A 14776-nucleotide genomic window follows, 5' to 3' on the forward strand; every position below is an offset into this window, starting at 1 on the left:
CCGGGCGGGCCGGACACACGGTCGGTTCCGCCGCCCCGCGCGGACCTGCGGCTCCCGTGACCGGGCTTGGGGACTGGCGGTGCGGCGGTGCGGTCGTGCTGTGGTGCGGTGCGGTGGTGCGGTCTTCCGGCCTGCGGCGGTGGCTAGTGGGCCACCGCCCGCGCCATCGACCCGTGGCGCGGTTGCGCCGGAACGCCGCGGGCGGGTTCCGGGGCGGGCCTGGCTCCCGGTCCCGGGGCCTGGCGGCCGGCCGGGGCCTGACTGCGGCGTGGCTGTGCCGCAGCGCCGTTCTGGACGTCCATCACCGCGTGCGCCACCAGACCGCCCATGGGGTCGTGCCTGATGAGGTCCCGCAGCCGGGACCGCGACGAGCGTCCTTCGTTGCCCGGATAGAGGTGCTTGCCGAGTCCGACCGCGTGGGCCAGCGCGGCGAGCGCCGCGGTCCGCGGGTCCGGCGGGACGCCGGTGCGGATCGCCGAGTCCAGCCGGGCCTTGATCTCCCTGCTGATCGCCGTGTCCGTCGCCTGGTAGCGAGTCGTCGGCAGCACCCCGCACATCTGGCCCTCCACGGCATGCACCATGCCGCATCGCTCCAGATGCGAGAGGTAGGTCTGGCGCAGCCCCAGGCGGGGTCCGCCAATCCAGTTGACCGCCCGTACGGGAGCGCCACGCCTTCGCAGCAACTCCAACGCGCAGTCGAGTGTTGGATCTCCTGTCGGCCGTGGGGCCACCACGGCGATACGATCCCCGTCTGGGGCTATCCGTCCGGCCAGCGCCAGCTCCACCAGCTGTGCTCCGGCCAGACCGAGGTCGAGCGACTGCGGCTGTGCGGTGGTGCCCGTGGTCGGGTCCAACGCCAGCAGCAGAAGCTCCTCCGGAAGTGTTCTGCGGCTCCTGCCCATCCATGCCTCCCCGCGTGGATGACAGACAGGGTGACCCCTCTCACATTGGTCTGTCGAGGGTGCGTGACCGCTTCGTAGTGGAACCAGTAGGTATGTCGTTCTCGTCTTCCGCGTGGGTTCCACCCGTACACAGGACACTGGTAAATGGTTTCGGTACGGGTTCGGTAGCGCGCACAGGACGTGCGGCGCATGGAGGAGGCATCGGTGGCGGGCGAGTCCCCCGACAGTTCGAAGCAGCGCGAGTCGTCGGAAGAACCGACGTCGGGGAGCGCGGGTCCGGTTCCCGAAGCCAGGACCGAGGCGAGCGAGCGGAGTGATCCGCGGCTGGCGGTGGCACGGGAGGACGCGAAGCGCTCCGCGGGGTCCGGTGCCGGGTCCCGCGGTGGCGTCGACACGGCGACCCGCGTGCTGTCGGTCCGCGAGACGGAGGCGGAGGCCTCCGGCGGTGACGACGACGCCGGGACGCCCGAGGCGGCCGATACGCCGTCGGACGCGTCCGGGGAGTCCGAGGGCGACCGCGTGGAGTCCGCCGCCGGCAAGGACGGCCGGCTGCGGGACGCCGTCGCGGCCTGGGTGGCCACCGCGGACGAGCGCGCCGCGGCCAACGCGCGGCCGGAGGACGCGGAGAAGCCGTCCGGGGACGGCGGCGAGTCCGGCGGCCGGCGGGCCGCCACGGCCGCGGACACCCACGAGGACGAGACGGCCCCGCGGCCCGCCGGCGAGCCCGAGGGCGCCGCGGACGACCCCACCGCAGGCACACCATCGGCCGCGGGCTCCGGCACGGACGCAGGCCCGGACCCCGACGTGGCCCCGGCCCCCGGCTCCGGCACGGGCCCGGCGTCGGACACGGCCTCGGCCTCCGGCACGGGCCCGGACTCGGACGCGGGTGGGGCGGCGGGCTCCCCCGCCGCTACGGACCGCGGCTCGGACGAGGGGGCGGGGACCGACACCGCTTCCGGCGCGGACGCCGCCCCGGAGGCGGCCTCGGACTCGGCGCCGGTGTCCGACACGGACCCGAAGCCGGGCGCGGACACCGACCCGGAGCTGGACTCCGGTGCCGACGCCGGCGCTGCCTCCGACCCGGAGCCGGGCTCGGGAACCGACCCGGAGCCGGGCTCGGGAACCGACCCGGAGCCGGGCTCGGACGCGCAGACGCGCGCGGACGCCGACCAGGGTGCGAAGGCGGGCGCCGACGCCGACCCGGACGCCAAGGCGGGCTCCGGTGCGGACGCCGACCCCGAGCCGGGCGGCGACGACGACCCCGAGCCGGGCAGCCGTGACGGCGACCCCGAGCCGGGCAGCCGTGACGGCGACCGCGAGTCGCCGGTCGATCAGCCCACTGCCGTGTTCAAGGCGCCGCGGCCCGCCGTGGATCAGCCGACGACCATGCTGAAGCTGGGCGACGCCGCCGCCGCGTCCAAGAAGGCCGGGAAGGCCGGGAAGGCCGGGCAGTCCGGGCCGGGCGACGACGCCGAGCGGACCAGCAAGTTCGTGGCGCTGCGGAATCCGGACGATCCGGCGACCCGCAAGCCCCCGCGGGCCCCGGAGAACCCGGAGAACCCGCCGGCCCGGACACCCCCCGCCGAGGCGCCCAAGGCGTCGCAGGCGCCCCGCACCGGGGTCACCGCCGCCAGGTCGCACGTCGGGCCCGACCGGACCACCCAGCAGCCGCTGCCGCCCAAGCCGCCGCTGGACCTGCTGGCGGAGCTGACGAACACCCCGCCGCCGCCGGAGACCCCGCTGCGCACGACGGTGCGCCGGGTCAAGATCTGGACGCCGCTGGTCATCCTGCTGCTGATCGTCTTCGGCGTCGTGCAGTCGATGCGCCCGCTGCCCGCGCCCACCCTCGACCTCACGGCGCAGGACAGCTTCACGTTCGACGGCGGCAAGCCGGAGATCCCCTGGCCGTCCAGCGGGCAGGCCGCGCTCGACGTGCAGGGCATCGGCTCCTTCGGCTCGTCCGGCGACCAGAAGCCGGTGCCGATCGCGAGCGTGGCCAAGGTCATGACCGCGTACGTCATCCTGCGCGACCACTCGCTCAAGAGCGGCGCCGACGGCCCGAAGATCAAGATCGACCAGGCGGCGGAGGACCAGTCGCAGGCCGGACAGGAGTCGACGGTCAACGTCACCGCGGGCGACTCGATCTCCCAGCGCGAGGCCCTGGAGAGCATCCTGATCGCGTCCGCGAACAATGTGGCGCGGCTGCTGGCCCGCTGGGACGCGGGGTCCGAGAAGGCGTTCGTGGCGAAGATGAACGCCGCCGCGAAGGACCTCGGCATGACCAACACGACGTACACCGACCCGTCGGGGCTGAACAACACGACGGTGAGCACGGCCGTGGACCAGGTGAAGCTGGCCAAGGAGGCGATGAAGGAGCCCGCGTTCCGCGAGGTCGCCGCGATGATGTCGTACGACGACTACAAGGGTGTCAACCACTCCAACTGGAACCACCTGGTCGGCCACAACGACGTCGTCGGCATCAAGACCGGCACCACCACCTCCGCTCTCGGCAACCTCGTCTTCGCGGCGAAGAAGGAGGTCGGCGGCGAGACCCGGACCATCGTCGGTGCCGTGGTGCGCCAGCCGGCGGGCGGCGCGGACAACACCATCCTCGGTGCCGCGCTGGACTCCAGCGACAAGCTGATCCGGGCCGCGCAGGACACCCTGAAGTCGTCGACGATCCTGAAGAAGGGCAGCGTCGTCGGGTACGTCGACGACGGCCTCGGCGGCCGTACGCCGGTCGTCGCGACGCAGGACGTCAAGGCCGTCGGCTGGGCCGGACTGACCGTGAAGCTGACCTTCGACGCGGACGAGGTGCCGCACACGGCGCCGGCCGGCACCAAGGTCGGCACCCTCACCGTCGGAGACGGCGGCACCAGCGGCGCGGTCAAGGTGCCGGTGGCCCTGCGGGACGACCTGGCCGAGCCGGGCCTCTCGGCCAAGCTGACCCGCCTGGGCTGACGGGCGGCCCGTCCGGGCCGAAGCGACGCCCCGTGCCCCCGCGGCCACCCGGCCGCGGGGGCCTTCGCGTCCTCGCGGCCCGCGGGCGCCCCGGGGCCGCGAAAGGCAGGAGGCAACGGTGCGGGGGCGCGTGCTAGCGTCACGAAGCGGGGCAGTCGCCGGTCGCGGGAACGGGACACGGCCCAAAGGAGAAGACGGGACACGGGGAGTGCCTTCAGGTGGCCACTGCGGAGCCGACACGCGCCGACGACACCGATCCGGGTTCGGGAGGCGGCCCGCGACCACGCGTACCCGCGCCCCGCAGGGACGACGGTGAGCCCCGTCCCGACGGGCACCGGCCGGCCGAGCCGAAGGCGCCGTCGGCGGTGAACGCCGCCTTCCTCGCCCTGCGCGAGCGCATGCTGCGCCACCCGGTGCTGTCCGTGACCGCCCTGGCCGGGGTGCTCCACATAGCGTGGTTCTTCACGTTCGCGAACAGCGGCGGCGACCTCGCGGCGCAGGACGCGTGGGCCGAGTTCGTCGGCCGGCACCCGGCCTCGGCGTACAACCTCGCCTGGTACGGCGGCATGCATCCGGTGTCGTACAGCGTGATCTCGCCGTATCTGATGTCGGTGCTCGGCGTGCGCACCACGATGATGATCGCGGGGACGGTGTCGGCCGGGCTGCTGACGATGGTCCTGATCCGCAGCCGGGTGGTCCGCAATCCGCTGTGGGCGTCGCTGGCGGGCCTGTTCGCGCTGCTGGGCAACGCGGCGTCGGGGCGGGTGACGTTCGGGCTCGGCATGATGTTCGGCCTGGGCGCGGTCGCGGCGGTGTTCTGCTGGCCGTACCGGTGGCGGCACGAGCGCTGGGCCAAGGGGCTGTGCGCGGCGCCGCTGGCCGCGCTGTCCACCATGGCCTCGCCGGTCTCGGGCCTGTTCGTGGGCCTGGTGGCGGTCGCCCTGTTCCTCCAGAAGCGCCGCCCGGGGGCCTGGGCGCTGGGTGTGGCGCCGAGCGTGGTCGTCGCGCTGTCGGCCGTGCTGTTCCCCTTCTCCGGCACGCAGCCGATGGGCTTCGGCTCGGCGGTACTGCCGATCCTGTACGCGGGCCTGGTGTACTGGTTCGTGCCGGACACCTGGAGGACGGTGCGGATCACGTCGGCGGTCTACGGCCTGTCCGTGCTGCTGGTCTGGCTGATCAGCTCGCAGATCGGCTCCAACATCACACGCCTGCCGATGCTCTTCGCGGGGGTGGCGCTGGTGGCGGCGCTGCCGTTCACGGTGCCGAAGTCGCGCAAGTGGTACGCGCTGGTGGTCTCGATCGTCGGCTTCGTGGGCTGGATCGGCTTCAAGTCGGCCGACGACATCATCCACACCACGCCCGCCGCCTCCTGGGCACGGGAGCTGGCGCCGCTCGTCAACGAGTTGCAGGAGGTCGGCGCCGAGCAGGGCCGGGTGGAGGCCGTACCGGCCCGCTCCCACCGGGAGGCCTCGGCGCTCGCTCCGTACGTGAACCTGGCCCGCGGCTGGACCCGGCAGGCGGACATGGAGCGCAATCCGCTCTTCTACGACGACACGCTCAACTCGGCGAACTACCACGAGTGGCTGAAGCGCTGGGCGGTGCACTACGTGGTCCTGCCCAAGGACGAACCGGACGGCGACGGCGGCAAGCGCGAGCGGGAGCTGCTCCAGCGGGGCCTGCCGTATCTGAAGCAGGTCTGGGGCGACGCCAACTGGCAGCTGTTCCAGGTGACCGACCCGACGCCGCTGGCGGAGCCCGACGCGGTCGTCCAGCGGGCCGAGCAGGACGAGTGGGTCATCGACGTGCGGCGGCCCGGCCGCATCCTGATCCGGATGCCGTACTCGCCGTGGCTGAGCCTCGTCGACGACGAGGGCAACAAGCTCGAGCCGCCCCAGGAGACGGAGGCCTCCAAGGACGCCCCGGAGGGCACGCCGAAGACGTACGACAACGTCAACGGCTGTCTGACGGAGACCGAGGAGACCGCGGACGGCGACGTGTGGACGACGCTCGTCGCCCCCCGGGCGGGTACGTACCGGCTGTCGGCGCCGTACGGGCTGAAGCGGGGCACGCCGTGCCCGGACGAGCTGAAGTAGCGGACCGGGCGGCCGCCGCCCACCCCCGCCGACGTTCATGTAGGTGAACGCAGGTCAGTAAGCCGAACCTTTTTACTTCCTCTTGACCTTCCGCTTCCTTGTCGTGCCCGCGTCGTCGCACCCACGATGAGCGGGCACTTCGCGGCCTGCCACGCCCCTACCCCGCTCGTGCGAAGTGCCAACCAGCTGAGCGGAGTTCACAAGGCGGACCCCGGAAGGGGGCACATGAACGGTCTCGACTGGTCCGTGCTCATCGGCTACTTCGCCGTCATGGTGGCGATCGGTGTCTGGTCGCACAAACGTGTCGACGACGTCAGCGACTTCTTCACGGCCGGCGGCAAGATGCCGTGGTGGCTGTCCGGCATCTCGCACCACATGTCGGGCTACAGCGCGGTGATGTTCACCGGCTACGCCGGCATCGCCTACACCTACGGCGTCACGTCCTTCGTGACGTGGTCCTTCCCCATCGCGCTCGGCATCGCGATCGGCTCCAAGCTGTTCGCGCCGCGCATCAACCGGCTGCGCTCACGGCTGCACGTGGCCTCGCCGCTCGAGTACCTCAAGAACCGGTACAACCTGCCCACCCAGCAGGCGCTGGCCTGGTCCGGCATGCTGCTGAAGATCGTGGACGTGGCCGCGAAGTGGGCGGCCATCGCCACGCTGCTGTCGGTCTTCACCGGCATCTCGCTCAACCAGGGCATCCTCATCACCGGCGTCATCACGGGCATCTACTGCACGATCGGCGGTCTGTGGGCGGACGCGCTGACGGAGCTGGGGCAGTTCATCATCCAGCTGCTGGCCGGTGTCGCGATGTTCGTGGCCGTCGTCATGAAGCTCGGCGACCACGGCGGCTTCTTCGGCGTCTGGGACGAGCCCGCCCTCCAGGGCCACGGGAAACCGCTGGTCGGCCCGTACGGGACGGTGTTCCTGCTGGCCTTCCTCTTCATCAAGCTCTTCGAGTACAACGGCGGCATGCTCAACCAGGCCCAGCGCTACATGGCCACGGCCAACGCCCGCGAGGCCACGCGCTCCGCGCGGCTGTCGGCGGTGCTGTGGCTGGTCTGGCCGTTGGTGCTGTTCTTCCCGATGTGGATGTCACCGCTGCTGGTGGAGTCGCAGAAGCCGGACGGTTCCGACTCCTACGCCCTGATGACCGAGCAACTGCTGCCGCACGGGCTGCTCGGACTGGTCATCGTCGGCTTCTTCTCGCACACCATGGCCATGTGCTCCTCGGACGCGAACGCCATCGCGGCCGTGTTCACCCGTGACGTGGCGCCGGTGCTGTCGAAGCGGGCGCGCGGCTGGGGCCGGCGGTCCGGACTGCTGGCCGCCCGGCTGACCACGGTGATCTTCCTCGGTCTGTCGATGGCGGTGGCGACGCAGGTCGACTCGCCGACGTTCAAGGACATCATCACCGTCGTGATCAAGTGGGTCGCCGGGCTGATGGGCCCGATCGCGATCCCGATGATGCTCGGTCTGCTGCGGGCCTTCCGCCGCTCGGGCCCGACGGCGGCGCTCACCAGCTGGGGTCTGGGCCTGATCGCGTTCTGGCTGGTCAACTACCCGATCAACTGGAACGTGGACGGCGGGGTGCCCCTGGAGTACCAGGTCTCCGTCCCGCTGGCGGTCTCGCTGATCCTGTACGTCCTGGTCGGCTACCTGAAGCCGGAGGACACCCCGGAGCGGCTGGCGATCATCGAGCGCGTCAACACGGACGGGGACGGCGACGCCTCCGGCGCGGCGGCCGCGATCCCGGCGCAGAAGGACGACGAGGCGGTGAAGCCGGTGGGACGGAGCCAGGTGGGCGACTAGGCGCCGTCCGGCCGGGCGTGAGCGACCGGTGCCCGCACGGGGGGGCACCGGTCGGGATCAGCGCAGCTCCTGGATGCGGATCTGGTTGCCCGCCGGGTCCCGGAAGGCGCAGTCGCGGATGCCGTACGGCTGCTCGGTCGGCTCCTGGACGATCTCGGCGTTCCCGGAGCGCACCTTCTCGAAGGTGCCGTCGAGGTCCTCGGTGGCCAGGAGGATCCACCCGTAGGTGCCCTTGGCCATCATCTCGGCGATGGTGCGGCGCTCGGTGTCGGTGATGCCGGGGTCCACGGCGGGGGGCGACAGGAGCAGCGAGACGTCCGGCTGGCCGGCCGGGCCGACCGTGATCCAGCGCATCTTGCCGTTCCCGACGTCCTGGCGGACCTCGAAGCCGAGGACGTCCCGGTAGAAGGCCAGGGACGCCTCCGGGTCGTCGTGCGGGAGGACGGTGGTGTGAATGCTGATGTCCATGGCTGCCACGCTAGCCGCGGCCCCCGGGCCACCGCTTCTCGAAACCTGACCGCTGCGCCCGACCTGGCCGCTACGCCCGCGGATACCGCGCCAGCCACCCGGGGGACGAGCCGGCCGGGCCGTGCAGGGCGGGGCCCTGGGTCATCTCCATGGCGAAGTCGTCGGCCAGTTCCAGCACGGTCGGGCGGCCCTCCAGTTCGGCCAGCCAGGCCGGGGGCAGGGCCGTCTCGCCGTGCAGGGCGCCGAGCAGGCCGCCGGTCAGGGCGCCGGACACCGCCGAGGGGCCGTCGTGGTTGACGGCGAGCCGCAGCCCGTGCCGTACGTCCTCGCCGACCAGGGCGCAGTACACGGCGGCGGCGACTATGCCCTCCGCCGTCCCCGGGCCGATCAGCTCGGTCACCCGGACCGGGCTGGGCAGTCCCTGCCGTACCGCGCCCAGCGCGTGTTGCAGGGCGTTGGTCACGGGCTCGTGCCCGGGCCGGGCGACGAGCAGCGCCAGGGCCCGCTGCACGGCGGCGTCCAGGCTCTCGCCGCGTGCCAGCCCGTGCACGATCACGGCGTACGCGCCCGCCGCCAGACAGCCGGTGGGGTGGCCGTGGGTCTGCGCCGCGCACTCCACCGCGAGCTGGGCGACCAGCTGCGGCTCCCAGCCGACCAGGAGCCCGAAGGGCGCCGAGCGGGCGGCGGCCTCGGGCCCGCGCTCACCGGGGTTCTTGGGCGACTCGGGGGTGCCCATCGTCTCGTCGCCGAGGCCGAGCAGCAGCGCGCGCGGCGCGTCCCGGCGGACGTACAGCCACTCCTCGTGGGCCAGCCAGCCGTCGTCCTTGCGCCGCAGGTCGGGCCCCCAGTCGCGCTGGGTGGCGGCCCAGCGCCGGTAGGCCCGGTGCAGGTCGGTCGGCGGGTGCCAGGCGCCGGTGTCCCGCCGGACCTGGGCGCGGATCAGCCCGTCCACGGAGAACAGGGTGAGCTGGGTGAGGTGGGTGACGGCACCGCGCCGGCCGTAGGCGGGGGCCAGGTCGGACAGTCCCTCCGCGCCGTGCTCCTCCCGGATCGCGTCGAGGCCGAGGCCGGCGACGGGCGCGCCCAGGGCGTCCCCGAGGGCCACACCGAGCAGCGTCCCGCGCACCCGGCTGCGGAAGTCCTGCTGTTCGGCACGTCCCCAGACGGCGCCGGCTGTCCCGCCCACCCTGGACCTCCCCTCGGCACCGTCCACGCCACTGCCCGTGCGTACGGCCGCCCGTACGTACGACGTCCAGCACTGTATGCGAACGGAAGTGGTCGGTCAGGGCCGGAACCGTGTGGAAACGTTCACGTACCGGCGCAGACCTCGCGGCAGCAGCGGACGAAGTCCTGGACGACGGGGTCGGCGTCGTCGGCGGGGGCCCAGGCGACCCCGACCCGGCTGGGAGCGACCCCGGTGACGGGGCGGTAGACGACGCCGGGCCGGGTGTAGAAGCGGGCCGCCGACTCGGGCGCGAGGGCGATGCCGTAGCCGTTGGCGATCGCGGTGAGCCAGTCGTCCGGCTGCTCGGTGACGGCGCCGATGCGTACGGGGTGGCCCCCGCGCTCGTCGGCGGCCAGCCAGTACGCACGCCAGGGGCCCGTCTCGGCCGGGGCGGCCACCAAGGGCTCGTCCCGCAGTTCGCGGATGTCGATCGTCTCGCGTGCGGCCAGGGGGTGTGTCCCGGCGAGTGCCACGCAGCGTGGCTCACTGAACAGCTCCACCACCCGCAGCGCCTCCTGGCCGGGGAACGGCAGCCGCACCAGGGCGACGTCGACGTCCGAGTCGGCGAGCCCGGCGGACGGATTCGACCAGGCGGCCTGCCGCATCTCGGCCCGCCAGCCCGGCCGGCGCCGGGAGAACTCCGAGACGATCGGCTGCGTCGCCTCGTTGGCGGCGCTGGCGAGGAAGCCGACCCGCAGGACGCGGGCCCCCCGGCTCGCCACGGCTCTCGTCTCCCGCAGCGCCGCCTCCCACCCGGCCAGCAGGGCGGGGACCCGTTCCGCCAGCGCCCGGCCCGGCCCGGTGAGCGTCATGCCGTTCCGCGAGCGGGTGAACAGCTCCGTGCCCACCACGGCCTCCAGCTGCCGGATCTGCTTGGTCAGCGCGGGCTGGGACACGTACAGCCGCTGGGCGGCCCGGGTCAGGCTGCCTTCCTCCGCCACGGCCGCGAAGTACCGCAGCAATCGGGTGTCGACATCCATTCCACCAGGTTATAGACGCAGGTATTGGACGTCGCGGCGGGCGGCGGTGAGGCTGGACGCAGGTTGCCGCTGAAAGGGGTTCCCGTGTTCACCGCCTATGTGGTCGTCACCGTCGCCGCGATCGTCGCCGACGTCGGGATCGCCGTCGCGGACCTGGTGCGGGCCAGGTCCGTCCTCGCCAACTCGGCCGAGGTGGCGGTCCCCGAGTCGTGGCTGCCGGGGCTCGCGGCGCTCAAGGCCGCCGGAGCCGCCGGGCTCCTCGTCGGTCTCCTGGGCGTCCGGCCCCTCGGCATCGCCGCCGCGGCCGGTCTCGTCCTCTTCTTCGTCGGCGCGGTCGCCGCGCACGTCCGCGCCCGGGTCTTCCACAACATCGCCTTCCCCGCCGGGTACCTGGCTCTGCACGCGGCCGCGCTCGCCCTGGTGGCCGGGGTGAGCGGAACGGCGTGAGCCCGCACCGGAGGGCCCGTACGCTGCGAAGTGATCACGTTCCCGGGCCCTGCCTGCTCGCCCCGTCCCGGGCTTGGGAATAGTGCTGCCATGACCAACATCCCCCGCAGCACCCTTTTACTCGCCTCCACCGTGCTCACCGCGGTCCTCGCCCTCTACATCGCCCTCGTGGCCCTCGGGAACATCACGGACTTCGACAACAACCAGCAGTACGTGCGTCACGTCCTCGCGATGGACACGACGTTCAAGGACGACGACCTGATGTGGCGGGCGATCACGAGCAAGGGGCTCCAGGACACCGCCTATGTGGCGATCATCGTGTGGGAGACCGCGGCGGCGCTCGTCCTGATCTGGGCGACCTGGCTCTGGATACGCCGGCAGCACGCTCCCGCGCGGCGCTTCACCACGTACGGCACGCTCATGCTGATGCTGCTCTTCGGCGCCGGGTTCCTCGCGATCGGCGGGGAGTGGTTCGCGATGTGGCAGTCGGAGGACTGGAACGGGCTGGACGCGGCGACCCGGGTGCTCCTGTTCAGCGGCGTGGTGCTGATCGTGGCGCACCTGCCGTCCGGCGAGGCGGAGACTACGCGACCACGGTGACCGTGGTGCCGGACGTGCCGAACTCCCAGAGCGCGTCGCCGTCCGCCTCGGTCAGCCGTATGCCGCCCGTCCTGGCACCGCCGGCGGGCGGCGGCGGGGAGGACCCGTCCACGGCGTTGGAGAAGGCGACCCAGACGCCGTCCTCCTGGGTGAAGTACATGATCTGCTCGATCCGGACCCCGTCGGAGCCCGTCGTCGGTTCCTGGCGGCGGGTGCCGACGCTGTACTTGCCGGGGTCGGGGTCGACCGTGCCCGGCCACACCTTGAACGACCGCCGGGTGGCGTCGCTGGCGTCGACCAGCCACACCCGGTCCTGACCGACCGAGTAGACGACCCGCCGCCCGGAGCCGGAACCCTCCGGTACCGGGGCCGGGGCGGTCTCCTTCGGCGCGGGGTGCGCGTCCGCGGACGCCGACGGCTTCGGCTTCGTCGCCACGGCGGTGGGGTGGGGCCCCTGGTCCGCCTGCACGGCCAGGACGGTCACCGCCGCGATCGCGCCCACGGTCAGACCGGAGACCCACGCCCATGAGGGAAGTCGGGCAGGCACGGGCACGCATCTCCTCAGCTACGAGAACCCCGACACACCGGGGGCCCGATCATCGTACTGCGCGCCCGCCGCACTCCCGAAGCGCGCGCCCGTGCCCGCCGACGCCCGCGACGGCTCAGTCCAGCACCGGCAGCAGCTCCGGCAGGTGCCCGTCGGAGTCCCGCGCCGCGCGCTGCCGCTCCTCGGGGACCGGGCCGTAGAGGGTGGTGCGCGGCTTCGCCGGGCGGCCCGCGGCGTCGGCGACCGCGATCAGGTCCCTGACCGACTTGTACGACCCGTAGGAGGAGCCCGCCATGCGCGAGATCGTCTCCTCCATGAGGGTGCCGCCGAGGTCGTTGGCGCCGGAGCGGAGCATCTCCGCCGCGCCCTCCGTGCCCAGCTTCACCCAGCTCGTCTGGATGTTGGGGATGTGCGGGTGCAGGAGGAGGCGGGCCATCGCCGTCACCGCGCGGTTGTCCCGGAGGGTGGGGCCGGGCCGTGCGATGCCCGCGAGGTACACCGGGGCGTTGGTGTGGATGAAGGGGAGCGTCACGAACTCCGTGAAGCCGCCGGTGCGCTGCTGGATCCCGGCGAGCGTGCGCAGGTGGCCCAGCCAGTGGCGGGGCTGGTCGACGTGGCCGTACATCATCGTGGACGAGGAGCGGATGCCCAGTTCGTGGGCGGTCTCGATCACCTCGATCCAGGTGGCCGTCGGCAGCTTGCCCTTGGTCAGGATCCAGCGGACCTCGTCGTCGAGGATCTCCGCCGCCGTGCCCGGAACGGAGTCCAGGCCCGCCTCCTTGGCCGCGGTCAGCCACTCGCGGACCGACATCCCGGTGCGGGTCGCGCCGTTGACGACCTCCATCGGCGAGAAGGCGTGCACGTGCATGCCGGGGACGCGTTCCTTCACCGCCCGCGCGATGTCGAAGTACGCGGTGCCGGGCAGGTCGGGGTGGATGCCGCCCTGCATGCAGACCTCCACCGCACCCACCTCCCACGCCTGCTGCGCGCGGTCGGCGACCTGGTCCAGGGAGAGCGTGTAGGCGTCGGCGTCGGTGCGGCGCTGGGCGAAGGCGCAGAAGCGGCAGCCGGTGTAGCAGACGTTGGTGAAGTTGATGTTGCGGGTGACGATGTACGTCACGTCGTCGCCGACGACGCTCTTGCGGACGTCGTCCGCGACGGAGCACAGGGCGTCCAGCGCCGGACCGTCGGCGTGCAGCAGGGCGAGGGCCTCGTCGTCCGTCAGCCGCGTGGGGTCGTCGGCCGCCGTGGCCAGCGCGGCACGTACGTCGGTGTCGATGCGCTCGGGCGCCATGCCGGGGGCCGCGGCCTCGCGCAGGGCGCCCCAGTCGCCGTACACCTCGTCGAAGTCGTCGCGGCGGTCCGACGTACGGCCCTCGGTGTCGATGGTGGCGTGCAGGTCGGTGCGGCCGGTGGCGGTGAACGCCTCGTCCGGCTCCTGCCAGGCGTGTCCCTCGACCACCGCGGCCTCGCGCGCCAGGCCCGTCTCCGGATCGGCGAGCGCCGCCACGTGCGGGCGCAGCCGGGGGTCGAGCCAGGGTTCGCCGCGCTGGACGAACTCCGGGTACACGCACAGACGTTCCCTCAGCTCGAACCCGGCCGCCCGGGACTTGGCGGCGAGTTCGTCGATCTGCGGCCAGGGGCGCTCGGGGTTGACGTGGTCGATGGTGAGCGGGGAGACGCCGCCCCAGTCGTCGATGCCGGCGCCGATCAGCCGCTCGTACTCCGCGTCCACCAGGTTCGGCGGGGCCTGGAGGCAGGCGGACGGGCCCATGATGTGCCGGGCGACGGCCACGGTGGCGACCAGTTCGTCCAGCTCCGCGTCCGGCATGCCGCGCATCGCGGTGTCGGGCTTGGCGCGGAAGTTCTGGATGATCAGTTCCTGGATGCCGTGGTAGGAGCGGGCGACGCGGCGCAGCGCGAAGAGGGACTCGGCCCGCTCCTCGTACGTCTCGCCGATGCCGATGAGGATGCCGGAGGTGAAGGGCACCGAGGAGCGCCCGGCGTCCTCCAGGACGCGCAGCCGTACGGCGGGCTCCTTGTCGGGCGAGCCGTGGTGCGGGCCGCCGGGCTCGGACCACAGGCGGGTCGCGGTGGTCTCCAGCATCATGCCCATGGACGGCGCGACGGGTTTGAGCCGCTGGAAGTCCGTCCAGGTCATGACGCCGGGGTTGAGGTGCGGGAGCAGGCCCGTCTCCTCCAGGATGCGGATCGAGATCGCGCGGACGTAGGCGATCGTGTCGTCGTACCCGTGGGCGTCCAGCCACTCCCTGGCCTCGGGCCAGCGGTCCTCGGGCTTGTCGCCGAGGGTGATGAGGGCTTCCTTGCAGCCGAGGGCGGCGCCCTTGCGCGCGATGTCGAGCACCTCGTCCGGCGACATGAACATCCCGTGGCCGGCGCGGCGCAGCTTGCCGGGGACGGTGACGAAGGTGCAGTAGTGGCACTTGTCCCGGCACAGCCGGGTCAGCGGGACGAAGACGCTCTTCGAGTACGTGATGACGCCGGGCCGCCCGGCGGCCTCCAGGCCCGCGTCCCTGACCCGGGCGGCGGACGCGGTGAGGGCGTCGAGGTGCTCGCCGCGCGCCTGGAGCAGCACGGCGGCCTCGGCGGCGTCGAGGGCGACGCCGTCCCGGGCGCGTTTGAGGGCGCGACGCATGGAGTTCTCGGTGGGGCCGGTGGGGTCGGCGGGTCCGGTTCCGGAGCTCGCGGAAGTCGTCATCCTTCGAGCATACGAGCGGCGT

The 14776-nt window shown here is 72.8% G+C and carries 11 protein-coding genes; 5 read left to right on the plus strand and 6 right to left on the minus strand.

Annotated features, from left to right (window positions below; genetic code table 11):
• Nucleotides 1–143: 143 nt before the first annotated feature.
• Nucleotides 144–902: a GOLPH3/VPS74 family protein gene (locus ACZ6IM_RS14000; RefSeq protein ID WP_052839229.1), complete on the minus strand. Its 759-nt coding sequence runs from the start codon at nucleotides 900–902 to the stop codon at nucleotides 144–146.
• A gap of 189 nt (nucleotides 903–1091) precedes the next feature.
• Between ACZ6IM_RS14000 and ACZ6IM_RS14005 the strand changes: the two genes are divergently transcribed.
• From ACZ6IM_RS14005 to ACZ6IM_RS14015, 3 genes are all read left to right on the plus strand, one after another.
• Entirely contained in the window at nucleotides 1092–3863 is a 2772-nt protein-coding gene (locus ACZ6IM_RS14005; protein WP_469556673.1) for a D-alanyl-D-alanine carboxypeptidase, read from the plus strand.
• Between the two features lie 218 nt (nucleotides 3864–4081).
• Complete coding sequence (locus ACZ6IM_RS14010) at nucleotides 4082–5956, plus strand: MFS transporter (RefSeq protein WP_052839228.1); 1875 nt, start codon at nucleotides 4082–4084, stop codon at nucleotides 5954–5956.
• Nucleotides 5957–6181: 225 nt separating this feature from the next.
• A complete protein-coding gene (locus ACZ6IM_RS14015; protein WP_052839227.1) occupies nucleotides 6182–7768 on the plus strand; it encodes a sodium:solute symporter family protein in 1587 nt (528 codons plus the stop codon).
• Nucleotides 7769–7825: 57 nt separating this feature from the next.
• Here ACZ6IM_RS14015 and ACZ6IM_RS14020 read toward each other — a convergent pair whose 3' ends face one another.
• The 3 genes from ACZ6IM_RS14020 to ACZ6IM_RS14030 all read right to left on the minus strand — a co-directional run bounded on the left by ACZ6IM_RS14020 (nucleotide 7826) and on the right by ACZ6IM_RS14030 (nucleotide 10441).
• Entirely contained in the window at nucleotides 7826–8236 is a 411-nt protein-coding gene (locus tag ACZ6IM_RS14020; protein ID WP_052839226.1) for a VOC family protein, read from the minus strand.
• Between the two features lie 70 nt (nucleotides 8237–8306).
• On the minus strand, nucleotides 8307–9422 hold the full coding sequence (locus tag ACZ6IM_RS14025) for an ADP-ribosylglycohydrolase family protein (RefSeq protein WP_052839225.1): 1116 nt from the start codon (nucleotides 9420–9422) through the stop codon (nucleotides 8307–8309).
• A gap of 122 nt (nucleotides 9423–9544) precedes the next feature.
• A complete protein-coding gene (locus ACZ6IM_RS14030) occupies nucleotides 9545–10441 on the minus strand; it encodes a LysR family transcriptional regulator (protein ID WP_052839224.1) in 897 nt (298 codons plus the stop codon).
• 84 nt (nucleotides 10442–10525) lie between these two features.
• On the opposite strand from ACZ6IM_RS14030, the gene ACZ6IM_RS14035 reads away from it, so the two are divergent.
• Nucleotides 10526–10888, plus strand: a complete 363-nt coding sequence (locus tag ACZ6IM_RS14035) for a DoxX family protein (protein WP_469556675.1) — start codon at nucleotides 10526–10528, stop codon at nucleotides 10886–10888.
• A 90-nt stretch (nucleotides 10889–10978) separates the two neighbouring features.
• Complete coding sequence (locus ACZ6IM_RS14040; RefSeq protein WP_052839222.1) at nucleotides 10979–11488, plus strand: DUF2165 domain-containing protein; 510 nt, start codon at nucleotides 10979–10981, stop codon at nucleotides 11486–11488.
• On the opposite strand, the gene ACZ6IM_RS14045 is transcribed toward ACZ6IM_RS14040, so the two are convergent.
• Nucleotides 11472–12035, minus strand: coding sequence for a hypothetical protein (locus ACZ6IM_RS14045; protein ID WP_469556678.1), 564 nt, complete (start codon nucleotides 12033–12035; stop codon nucleotides 11472–11474). The genes ACZ6IM_RS14040 and ACZ6IM_RS14045 overlap by 17 nt on opposite strands.
• A 115-nt stretch (nucleotides 12036–12150) precedes the next feature.
• Complete coding sequence (locus tag ACZ6IM_RS14050) at nucleotides 12151–14754, minus strand: bifunctional FO biosynthesis protein CofGH (protein WP_052839220.1); 2604 nt, start codon at nucleotides 14752–14754, stop codon at nucleotides 12151–12153.
• Nucleotides 14755–14776: the final 22 nt, after the last annotated feature.

The organism is Streptomyces sp. NPDC042336, assembly GCF_055581985.1.

Coding starts and splice junctions, on each gene's coding strand:
- ACZ6IM_RS14020 (WP_052839226.1), bottom strand. CDS start 8,236: ATGGACATCAGCATTCACACCACCGTCCTCCCGCACGACGACCCGGAG.
- ACZ6IM_RS14050 (WP_052839220.1), bottom strand. CDS start 14,754: ATGACGACTTCCGCGAGCTCCGGAACCGGACCCGCCGACCCCACCGGC.
- ACZ6IM_RS14000 (WP_052839229.1), bottom strand. CDS start 902: ATGGGCAGGAGCCGCAGAACACTTCCGGAGGAGCTTCTGCTGCTGGCG.
- ACZ6IM_RS14030 (WP_052839224.1), bottom strand. CDS start 10,441: ATGGATGTCGACACCCGATTGCTGCGGTACTTCGCGGCCGTGGCGGAG.
- ACZ6IM_RS14005 (WP_469556673.1), top strand. CDS start 1,092: ATGGAGGAGGCATCGGTGGCGGGCGAGTCCCCCGACAGTTCGAAGCAG.
- ACZ6IM_RS14040 (WP_052839222.1), top strand. CDS start 10,979: ATGACCAACATCCCCCGCAGCACCCTTTTACTCGCCTCCACCGTGCTC.
- ACZ6IM_RS14015 (WP_052839227.1), top strand. CDS start 6,182: ATGAACGGTCTCGACTGGTCCGTGCTCATCGGCTACTTCGCCGTCATG.